Annotated in this window: 1 pseudogene; it reads right to left on the bottom strand. The window is 63.7% G+C overall.

Annotation, left to right across the window (positions count from 1 at the left end):
• Nucleotides 1-413, bottom strand: a pseudogene (locus tag EOA24_RS40980) (5'-methylthioadenosine phosphorylase); the annotation flags it as partial.

A 413-nucleotide genomic window follows, 5' to 3' on the forward strand; every position in this document is an offset into this window, starting at 1 on the left:
ATATAGTCATTGAAGGCCGCCGTAACGAACGCCAAGGGCACGAAACAGGCGCCGATCTCGCGCGACAAGGTGGCTTCGGGGGCAATCGAATGGTTGAGCACGTCGGCCCCCATGCTTCGAAACGCCAAGGCTTCGGCCGGGCTCGTAAGACGCGGCCCGTAACAGTGGGCAGCCACCAGCTGCTGTTCGATGCCATGAACGCGGCATTGCGGCGGCCAGTGACGGCGCGCGGTTTCGACCAGAACGGCCGCGCATCTTGGGCATACGATCTGCTCGCCGGAACAGTCGAAGCTCTGGCGGCCGGGAAGCAGTGAGAACGGGGTCTGCGTCAGCTCGATGATATCGGCGTTCACCACCATGTCGCCGGGCTGGATCGCCTTGTTGACGGCACCGATGGTCGAGCAGGCCAGGAC

It is taken from the genome of Mesorhizobium sp. M2A.F.Ca.ET.039.01.1.1 (assembly GCF_003998035.1).
In the GTDB taxonomy this organism is placed as follows: Bacteria; Pseudomonadota; Alphaproteobacteria; order Rhizobiales; family Rhizobiaceae; genus Mesorhizobium.